The sequence below is a fragment of the Pseudomonas thermotolerans DSM 14292 genome, from assembly GCF_000364625.1.
Lineage (GTDB): Bacteria > Pseudomonadota > Gammaproteobacteria > Pseudomonadales > Pseudomonadaceae > Aquipseudomonas > Aquipseudomonas thermotolerans.
This window is the reverse complement of record NZ_KB822638.1, coordinates 1-9554: the sequence shown is the minus strand read 5'-3', so window position 1 is coordinate 9554 and position 9554 is coordinate 1. Positions and strand designations below refer to the sequence as shown.

General features: G+C 68.9%; 7 protein-coding genes. 1 reads left to right on the top strand and 6 read right to left on the bottom strand.

Features of this window, described 5'->3' with window-relative positions; all coding sequences use genetic code 11:
• On the top strand, positions 1-244 hold a 244-nt coding region (locus H165_RS0117545), incomplete at its 5' end, for an aldehyde dehydrogenase family protein (RefSeq protein WP_017938756.1).
• Between the two features lie 140 nt (positions 245-384).
• Here the strand turns inward: H165_RS0117545 and H165_RS0117540 are convergent.
• The 6 genes from H165_RS0117540 to H165_RS0117515 all read right to left on the bottom strand — a co-directional run.
• Positions 385-1545, bottom strand: coding sequence for an iron-containing alcohol dehydrogenase (locus H165_RS0117540; protein WP_017940240.1), 1161 nt, complete (start codon positions 1543-1545; stop codon positions 385-387).
• A gap of 42 nt (positions 1546-1587) precedes the next feature.
• Positions 1588-2991 carry an aldehyde dehydrogenase family protein gene (locus tag H165_RS0117535; protein WP_017940239.1) on the bottom strand — a complete coding sequence of 468 codons (1404 nt, stop codon included), beginning with the start codon at positions 2989-2991 and terminating at the stop codon, positions 1588-1590.
• Between the two features lie 39 nt (positions 2992-3030).
• The gene (locus H165_RS0117530) at positions 3031-4398 is read right to left on the bottom strand and encodes a glutamine synthetase family protein (protein WP_017940238.1); all 1368 of its coding nucleotides are present in this window, start codon (positions 4396-4398) and stop codon (positions 3031-3033) included.
• A gap of 210 nt (positions 4399-4608) precedes the next feature.
• Positions 4609-7422, bottom strand: coding sequence for an FAD-binding and (Fe-S)-binding domain-containing protein (locus H165_RS0117525; RefSeq protein ID WP_017940237.1), 2814 nt, complete (start codon positions 7420-7422; stop codon positions 4609-4611).
• Positions 7423-7493: 71 nt separating this feature from the next.
• On the bottom strand, positions 7494-8639 hold the full coding sequence (gene lldD, locus H165_RS0117520) for an FMN-dependent L-lactate dehydrogenase LldD (RefSeq protein WP_017940236.1): 1146 nt from the start codon (positions 8637-8639) through the stop codon (positions 7494-7496).
• 135 nt (positions 8640-8774) lie between these two features.
• Positions 8775-9554, bottom strand: a 780-nt coding sequence (locus H165_RS0117515) for an L-lactate permease (protein WP_017940235.1), incomplete at its 5' end; no start/stop codon positions are given.

Genomic DNA, 9554 nt, shown 5'->3' with positions numbered 1-9554 from the left:
CGAGTTCGGCCTGGGCGCTGGGGTGTGGACCCGCGACATCAACCGTGCCTACCGCATGGGCCGCGGCATCAAGGCCGGCCGCGTGTGGACCAACTGCTACCACCTGTACCCGGCCCACGCGGCCTTCGGCGGCTACAAGAAATCCGGGGTGGGCCGCGAGACCCACAAGATGATGCTCGACCACTACCAGCAGACCAAGAACCTGCTGGTCAGCTACGACATCAACCCGCTGGGCTTCTTCTAAAAAAGGTTCATCGCGCTTTCGGGAAGTGGGTGTGCGGGTCGGTGTGTTTGACGACTGCCAATCTGCCCACTTCCCTGACTGTCAACCCGCTCTTCCCCCCCTATTCCGCGAAGAACCTTTTGGGGAGACGGAACAACGCCCTAGAGCCGCCCCACATAGGCCGCCTCGAAGATCGCCCGGGTGGCCTGTTCGTCCAGGGGCAGCGGGTTGCCGCCGGCGGAGGGATCACTCACCGCCAGTCTGGCGATCAGCTCGGCCTGGCTGTCGTCCACCCCCAGGTCCGCCAGGCTGTGGGGCACCCCTATGGCCTCGCGCAGTTCCAGGACGAAATCCAGAAAGCCGGCGAACCCCGGCTTGCCCAGGCCTAGGTAGGCGGCCAGGCGAGCGATGCGCTCCTCGATGGCCGGGCGGTTGAACTGCAGCACGTAGGGCATGAACACCGCGTTGGTCATGCCGTGGTGGGTGTCGTAGAGCGCGCCCACCGGGTGGGACAGCGCGTGCATGCCGCCCAGGCCCTTCTGGAAGGCGGTGGCCCCCATGGCCGCGGCGGCCAGCATGTCGGCGCGGGCGTCGAGGTCGTCGGGGGTCTTCACCGCCCGCTCCAGGGCCCCGGCCACCAGACGCATGCCTTCCACCGCGATGCCGTCGGCCAGCGGGTGGAAGCCCGGCGCGCAGTAGGCCTCCAGGCAGTGGGCGAAGGCGTCCATGCCGGTGCCGGCGGTGATCTTCGCCGGCATGCCGACGGTCAGCTGCGGGTCGCTGATCACCGCCTTGGGCATCATCTGCGGATGAAAGATGATCCGCTTGGTGTGACTGCGCTCGTCGGTGAGCACCCCGGCGCGTCCCACCTCCGAGCCGGTGCCGGCGGTGGTGGGCACGGCGATCACCGGGGCGATGCCGGCCGGGTCGGCGCGGGTCCAGCAGTCGCCGATGTCCTCGAAGTCCCACACCGGGCGGGTCTGCCCGCTCATGAAGGCGATCAGCTTGCCCATGTCCAGGCCGCTGCCGCCGCCGAAGGCGATCACTCCGTCATGCTGGCCGGCGCGGTAGGCGGCCAGCCCGGCCTGCAGGTTGGCCTCCACCGGGTTGGGCTTGAGGTCGCTGAACAGCGCCACGCCCAGTTTGGCGTCGCGCAGCGCGGCGAGCACCTGGCGGGTCATGGGCGCCTCGGCCAGGCCGCGGTCGGTGACCAGCAGCGGCCTGAGGATGCCCAGGGCACGGCAGAGTTCGGGCAGCTCGGCGATGCGCCCGGCGCCGAAGCGCACCGAGGTGGGGTAGTTCCAGTTGGCGGTCTTGGGCATGGTGGGACCTCGCGTTCAGGTAGTCCGGGGGGCGGGTGCCATTCAGGCATCGGGATCCAGCTCATGGCGCAGGTGGAAGGACTTGGGCCGGGTCAGGTATTCGTAGCCGACCCGGGACAGGGTGGCGCCACGGCCGCTGTCCTTGACCCCGGTCCAGGCCAGGGCCGGGTCCAGGTAGTCGCAGCGGTTCATGAACAGGGTGCCGGTGGCGATGGCGTCGCCGATGCGCTCGGCGGCCTCCAGGTCGCGGGTCCAGATCGAGGCGGTGAGGCCGTAGGGGCTGTCGTTCATCAGTTCGATGGCCTGCGCCTCGTCGTCCACCGGCATGATGCCGACCACCGGACCGAAGCTCTCCTCGCGCATCAGCGCCATGCGGTGCGCCACGTCGACCACCACCTGCGGCGCCAGGTAGGCGCTGCCCGGGGTGTCGGCAGGAAAGTCACGGCTGTCCAGCAGGGCGCGACCGCCCATGGAAAGCGCCTCGGCGATCTGCTCGCGGACCTTCTGCGCCGCCGCGGCGCTGACCAGCGGGCCGAGGGTGGTGGCGTCCTCCAGCGGGTTGCCCAGCACGTACTGGCGGGTCAGGGCGGCGAAGGCGTCGCAGAAGTCGGCGTAGATGGCGCGGTCCACGTAGATGCGCTCGATGCCGCAGCAGCTCTGTCCGGAATTGAAGAAGGCGCCGTCCACCAGGTTCTCCACGGCGTGTTCGAGGTCCGCGTCGGCGCGCACGTAGGCCGGGTCCTTGCCGCCCAGCTCCAGGCCGGTGCCGATGAACTGCCCGGCGGCGGCCATCTGCACCGCGTGGCCGCCGGCCACCGAGCCGGTGAAGTTGACCTGCTGGACTCGCCCGGAGCCGATCAGCGCGGCGCACTGGTCGTGGTCGAGGACCAGGTTGTGGAACAGCCCCTCCGGCAGGTTGGCGCGGCGGAACGCCTCGGTGAAGCGTTCGCCGACCAGCAGGGTCTGGCTGGCGTGCTTGAGCAGCACCGCGTTGCCGGCCATCAGCGCGGGGATCACCGAGTTCACCGCGGTCAGGTAGGGGTAGTTCCAGGGCGCGATGACCAGCACCAGACCCAGGGGCTCGCGGCGGATGTAGCGGCGGAAGCCCGGCTTCGGTTCCGGCTCGATGGGCGCCAGGGCCTCGGCGGCTATGGCGATCATGTGCCGGGCGCGCTCGGCGAAGCCGCGCAGCTCGCCGGCGCCATAGCGCACCGGGCGGCCCATCTGCCAGGCCAGCTCGGGGACGATTTCGGCCTGCATGGCGAGCATGGCGTCGACCGCTGCGCTGCAGAAGCGGGCACGCTCCTCCAGCGGCCGGTGGCGCCAGTCGCGCTGGGCGCGCTCGGCGGCATCCAGGGCCTGGGCCACGGCGCTGTCGGGGGTATAGGGCCGTTCGGCATAGAGGCTGCCGTCGACCGGGGAGACGAGGCGGACGGTACGGGTCATGTGCACCTCCGGTGGCGGCCGGGCGAGGGTCCGGCGCGGTCAGTAGCGTTCGAAGCCGCGGCGCAGTTCCCAGTCGGTGACGCGGCGGTCGTATTCCAGCTGCTCCCAGTGGGCGGTATGCAGGTAGTGCTTGACCACCTCGGGACCGAAGGCCTCCTTGAGCAGCCGGGAGTTCTTCAGCGCGGCGGCGCTGTCGCGCAGGGTCTTGGGAATCTCCGGCAGGCGGGCGGCCTGGTAGGCGTCGCCGGCGAAGGGCTCGCCCAGCTCCAGCTCCTCGTCGATGCCGGCCAGGCCCGCGGCGATCAGCGCGGCGTAGGCCAGGTAGGGGTTGAGGTCGGCGCCGCCGATCCGGCATTCGATGCGGATCGCCGGGCTGTCCTCGCCGCACAGGCGGAAGCCGGCGGTGCGGTTGTCGCGGCTCCACACCGTGCGGGTCGGCGCGAAGGTGCCGGCCTGGAAGCGCTTGTATGAGTTGATGTAGGGCGCCAGGAAGTAGGTGATCTCGCGGGCGTACTTGAGCTGCCCGGCGACCCACTGGCGCATCAGCCTGGACATGCCGTACTCGGCCTTGGGGTCGAAGAACAGCGACTTGCCGTTCTTCAGACTGACCAGCGAGTTGTGGATGTGGCAGCTGGAGCCGGCCAGGTCGTAGCGCCACTTGGCCATGAAGGTGATCGCCTTGCCCTGCAGCAGGGCGATCTCCTTGCAGGCGTGCTTGATGATGCTGTGCTGGTCGGCCATGGTCAGGGCGTCGGCGTAGCGCACGTTGATCTCTTCCTGGCCGGGGCCCCATTCGCCCTTGGAGTTCTCCACGGGGATGCCGGCGGCCTGCAGGCCGCGGCGGATGGCGCGCAGCACCGGCTCGTCGCGCAGTGTCTGGAGGATGCAGTAGTCCTCGATGTGGTAGTTGGAGGTGCGCGGGTTGCGGTAGTCCCGCTGGTGGATCGCCTCGTAGCTTTCGTCGAACAGGTAGAACTCCAGCTCCGAGGCGAACAGGCCCTTGTAGCCACGCTCGGCGAGGCGCGCCACCTGGCGCTTGAGGATCGCTCGCGGGCTGTGCGGCAGTTCCTCACCGTGGTGGTCGAGCACGTCGCAGAGCACCAGGGCGGTGCCTTCCAGCCAGGGCACCACGCGCAGGGTGGAGAGATCGGGGCGCAAGGCGAAGTCGCCGTAGCCCTTGCGCCAGCTGGCCGCCTCGTAGCCGGGCACCGGCTCCATGTCGATGTCGTCGGCCAGCAGATAGTTGCAGCCGTGGGTTTCCTCGTGGGCGCTGTCGAGGAAGAACTCGACCTGGAAGCGTTTGCCGATCAGCCGGCCCTGCATGTCGACCATGCAGGCCAGCACGGTGTCGATCTTGTCCTGTTCGGCCAGGTGGCGAAGTCCGGCCAGGGTCAGGGGTGTGCTCATCCGTTTCTCCTCCACGGCGGCGCTCTCGAGCGCCGTGCCCGTGCTCGCGTGCGGTTGGCAAACAGGTGGCGACTGGCGTGCCGCCGCCGGTGCTTCCGGCACGCGGTCGGCGGGGCTGTCTGTGAATCTAGACGAGAATCGCCGCAGCGGTTGGGCAAACCCCAGGCAAAAAAATCCCCGCACGGGGCGGGGCGAGGAGAGTTGGATCAATCAGCCGAGCGGCCTGGCGCGTGGCCGGGTGACCCGGTCGACTAGGTAGACCAGACCGTGATAGTCGATGCCGGAGTGGCTGGATAGGCCGATCTCGCAGGTGCGGCTGGTGGACACCCCTTCCGTGCAATGCTGCACCGCATCCTTCAGGCTGCGCAGGGCGTGGCCGTTCAGCTCGGGGGTGGTGAAGCCCTTGTCGCCGGCGAAGCCGCAGCAGTGGATGCCCTCGGGGATCACCACCTGGGTGGTGCAGCGACGCACGATGTCGATCAGCCCCTGGGCCTCACCGAGGTGCTGGGTGGAACAGGTGACGTGCACCGCCACCGGCTGCTCCTGGGGTTCGAAATCCAGCTTGTCGAGCAACTGGGTACGGATGAACTTCACCGGGTCGTGGAGCTGCAGGCGCGGGTCCAGACCATCCTGGAGCAGGCGCAGGGTGCACGGGCTGGTGTCGCAGTAAATGGGGTCGAGACCGCCGCGGCTGGCCTTGAGCAGCGCGTCGATCAGCTCCTGGCGCTTGGCATCGGCCTGCGCCGGGTAGCCCTTGGAGGCGAACGGCTGGCCGCAGCAGAGGTTGTCCAGGTTGTCCGGGAAGACCACCTGGTAGCCGGCCTTCTCCAGCAGCGCGCGGGTCTTGTCGAGCAGCGATACCTGTTCGGCGTCGCCGGCCGCCGGCCCCATGGCGCGGGACACGCAGGCAGCCAGGTAGACCACCCGTGGCCGTTCGTCGGCGATTGGCGGGCTGATCTGCAGTGGCTTGGCCGCTTGCGGCATGGCCGGGGTCCACAGTGGCAGGCCGGCGCGCTGGTGCAGCCAGCGGCTAGTCTTGCCGAGCAGCGGCGCGCCGAGCAGGCGGCGGGCACCGTCGGCGGCCAGCAGCGTCAGGCGCGCGCCCTTGAGGGCGGTGGCGAAGTGTCCGGCCAGCCAGTCGGCGCTGCCCTGGTGGCTGGCGGCGCCGGCGCGCAGCTTGCGCACCAGGTCGCCGGTATTGATGTTCACCGGGCAGCGCTGGGCGCATAGCCCGGTGGCCGCGCAGGTGTCGATGCCCTGGTACTGGTAGTCGCGCTCCAGCTGGGCGGTGTCCAGGCCGGCGCGCTTGCGGGCCTGGATGTCGCGCCAGATGACGATGCGCTGGCGCGGGCTGAGGGTCAGGCCGCGGGACGGACAGACCGGCTCGCAGAAGCCGCACTCGATGCAGCGGTCCACCAGCTGGTCGGCAGCCGGCAGCGGCTTGAGGTGCTTGAGGTGGATGCGCGGGTCGCGGCTGAGTTGCACGTCCGGGTTGAGGATGCCGGCCGGGTCGAGCAGTTCCTTGATCTGCCACATCAGCCGGTAGGCGTCCTGGCCCCATTCCAGCTCGACGAAGGGCGCCATGTTGCGCCCGGTGCCGTGCTCGGCCTTCAGCGAGCCGCCGTATTCCACCGCCACCAGCTGGGCCACCTCGTCCATGAAAGCCGAGTAGCGCTGCACCTGTTCGGGGGAATCGAAGCCTTGGGTGAACACGAAGTGCAGGTTGCCCTCCAGGGCGTGGCCGAAGATGATCGCCTCGTCATAGCCGTGCCTGTCGAACAGGGCGAGCAGGCGGTTGACCCCTTCGGCCAGCTGTTCCACCGGGAAGGTGACGTCTTCGATGATCACCGTGGTACCGGTCTGGCGCACCGCGCCGACCGCCGGGAAGGTGTCCTTACGGATGCGCCACAGCTGGTTGTAGACCGCCGGGTCCTCGCTGAAGTCCACCTGCTTCTCTACCGGGAACTCGGCGATGGCGGCATTGATCTGCGCCAGCTGCTCGTGGAGCAGGCTCCGGGTGGCGGCTCGGGATTCCACCAACAGGGCGCAGGCGCCGGCGGAGAGGTGCTTCACCCATTCGGGCATGCCCTGCATGTTCTCCACCGAACGCAGGGCGCGGCGGTCCAGCAGTTCCACCGCGGAAACCGGCTGGCGCTTGAGTACCGGCACGGCCTGGCAGCAGCTCTCTACCGTGGGGAACACGATCAGCGCGCTGGCCTTGTGCGGGTGGTCCGGTACCGTGTTGTAGGTGACCGCGCTGATGAAGCCGAGGATGCCCTCAGAGCCAACCATCAGGTGGCTGAGGATGTCCAGCGGCTGGTCGTAATCCACCAGGGCGTTGAGGGCCAGGCCGGTGGTGTTCTTCAGCCGGTACTTGTGACGGATCTTCGCCGCCAGCTCGGTGTTGGCACGGGTCTCCCGGCCCAGCTCGGCGAGGCGTTCCAGCAGGGCGCCGTGGCTTTGTTGGAAGGCGGCGACGCTGGCCGGGTCCTCAGTGTCCAGCACGGTGCCGTCGGCCAGTACCAGGCGGATGCCGGCGAGAGTCTGGTAGCTGTTCTGCGCGGTGCCGCAGCACATGCCACTGGCGTTGTTGGCGACGATGCCGCCGATCTTGCAGGCGTTGATCGACGCCGGGTCGGGGCCGATCTTGCGCCCGAAGGGAGCCAGCCAGGCGTTGGCCTGGGCGCCGATCACCCCGGGCTGCAGGCGGATCTGCTGGCCGTCGGCACGAATCTCGCGGCCGTTCCAGTTGTCGCCGAGGACGATCAGCACCGAATCGCTGATCGCCTGGCCGGACAGGCTGGTGCCGGCGGCGCGGAAGGTTACCGGCACCTGGTGAGCGTGGGCAGCCTTGAGCAGGCCGATCACTTCCTCTTCGCTCTCGACGCGCACCACCAGCTTGGGAATCAGCCGGTAGAAGCTGGCGTCGGTACCGAAGGCCAGGGTGGACAGCGGGTCGTCGAAGCGGCGTTCGCGGGGAATCAGACGTTCGGCTTCGGCGAGGAAGGGGATGGGCAGGCTCATGCGTGCTCCGGAATCAGGGGGGTTGCGGACCTCGCCCCCGGCCTGGCCGGGGACGGTCTCCTGGGGCGGGCTCAGGCGCCCAGTTCGCGGACCAGCGAATCGCGGTTGATCTCGCCGATCGACTTGGCGCCGGTGAGCACCATGGCCACGCGCATCTCCTTCTCGATCAGCTCCAGCAGGTTGCGCACCCCGGCCTCGCCGTCGGCGGCCAGGGCATAGACGAAGGCGCGGCCGAGCAGCACGCTGTCGGCGCCCAGGGCGATCATGCGCACCACGTCCAGACCGGTGCGGATGCCGGAATCGGCGAGGATGGTCAGGTCGCCCTTCACCGCGTCGGCGATGGCCGGCAGGGCGCGGGCGCTGGACAGCACGCCGTCGAGCTGGCGGCCGCCGTGGTTGGAGACCACGATGCCGTCGGCGCCGAAGCGCACCGCGTCCTTGGCGTCCTCGGGATCGAGGATGCCCTTGATGACCATCGGGCCTTCCCAGAATTCGCGGATCCACTCCAGGTCCTTCCAGGAGATCGACGGGTCGAAGTTGGCGCCCAGCCAGCCGATGTAGTTCTCCAGGCCGGTGGGGTTGCCGCGGTAGGCGGAGATGTTGCCGAGATCGTGCGGGCGGCCCAGCAGGCCCACGTCCCAGGACCAGCGCGGATGGGTCACCGCCTGCAGGTAGCGGCGCATGGCGGCGTTCGGGCCGCTCATACCGGAGTGGGCGTCACGGTAGCGGGCGCCCGGCACCGGCATGTCCACGGTGAACACCAGGGTCGAGCAGCCGGCGGCCTTGGCGCGCTCCAGGGCGTTGCGCATGAAGCCGCGGTCCTTCAGCACGTAGAGCTGGAACCACATGGGCCGGTCGATGGCCGGAGCGACCTCCTCGATGGGGCATACAGAGACGGTGGACAGGGTGAAGGGCACGCCCTTGGCAGCCGCCGCACGGGCCGCCTGAACCTCGCCGCGGCGCGCGTACATGCCGGTCAGGCCGACCGGAGCGAGGGCCACCGGCATCGCCAGGGTCTCGTTGAACAGCTTGGTCTCCAGGCTCAGCTCGGCCATGTTCTTCAGCACGCGCTGGCGCAGGGCGATGCCGGCCAGATCCTCGACATTGCGACGCAGGGTGTACTCGGCATAGGCGCCGCCGTCGATGTAGTGGAACAGGAAGGGGGGCAGCTTGCGTTGCGCCGCGGCGCGGTAGTCGGTAGAGGCGGAGATGATCATGGGACTCTCGTCGGTGATGGGCTTGTCGTCAGTCCGGTTTCTGAAAACCCGTCGGCCCCGCACGGGCGGGGCTCCAGCCAAACCATAGACGGTTCGTCCGGGCTCCCGCACAGGCGGGAGCGGCGGGCAGTCCTGTCAGTGCACCAGCATGCCGGTCAGGCAGTAGGCCTGGACGAGCGTGATCAGGCCGACGAAGGCGGCGAAGATCAGGCTGTGCTTGAGGGTGAAGCGGAACAGGTCGGATTCGCGGCCGACCATGCCGGTGGCGGCGCAGGCCACGGCGATGGATTGCGGCGAGATCATCTTGCCGGTCACCCCGCCACTGGTATTGGCGGCCACCAGCAGGGTGTCGCTGACCCCGATCTGGTGCGCGGTGGTGGCCTGCAGCGAGCCGAACAGGGCGTTGGAGGAGGTGTCCGAACCGGTCAGGAACACCCCCAGCCAGCCGAGGAACGGCGAGAAGAACGGGAAGGCCACGCCGGTACCGGCCAGCACCAGGGCCAGGGTGGTGGACATGCCCGAGTAGTTGGTGACGAAGGCGAAGGCCAGCACCATGCCGATGGACAGGATCGGCCAGCGCAGCTCCACGAGGGTCTCCTTGAGAATGGTCAGACCGGTTTTCACGCCGATACCAAGGATGGCCATGGAGATCAGCCCGGAGAAGAAGATCGAGGTGCCGGTGGAGGAGATCGGGTCGAGCTTGAACACTGCGGCCATGGCGGTCGGCTCGGCGACGATGGGGGCGACCTTCAGCACCAGCTGGTCGAGGTGCGGAATGGCGATCATCAGCACCAGATGCTCCAGCGGGCCGCCGGCGGCGAACAGCGCCTTGAACGGCTTGAGGGTCCAGAGGGTGACCATCGCGGTGAGGATCAGGAACGGCGACCAGGCCTTGAGGATCTGCCCGAAGCTGTA

Bases quoted from the DNA above. Each gene is read 5' to 3' on its own strand.
- H165_RS0117540 (WP_017940240.1), bottom strand. From the start codon at position 1,545: ATGCCCAAGACCGCCAACTGGAACTACCCCACCTCGGTGCGCTTCGGC.
- H165_RS0117535 (WP_017940239.1), bottom strand. From the start codon at position 2,991: ATGACCCGTACCGTCCGCCTCGTCTCCCCGGTCGACGGCAGCCTCTAT.
- H165_RS0117530 (WP_017940238.1), bottom strand. From the start codon at position 4,398: ATGAGCACACCCCTGACCCTGGCCGGACTTCGCCACCTGGCCGAACAG.
- H165_RS0117525 (WP_017940237.1), bottom strand. From the start codon at position 7,422: ATGAGCCTGCCCATCCCCTTCCTCGCCGAAGCCGAACGTCTGATTCCC.
- lldD (WP_017940236.1), bottom strand. From the start codon at position 8,639: ATGATCATCTCCGCCTCTACCGACTACCGCGCCGCGGCGCAACGCAAG.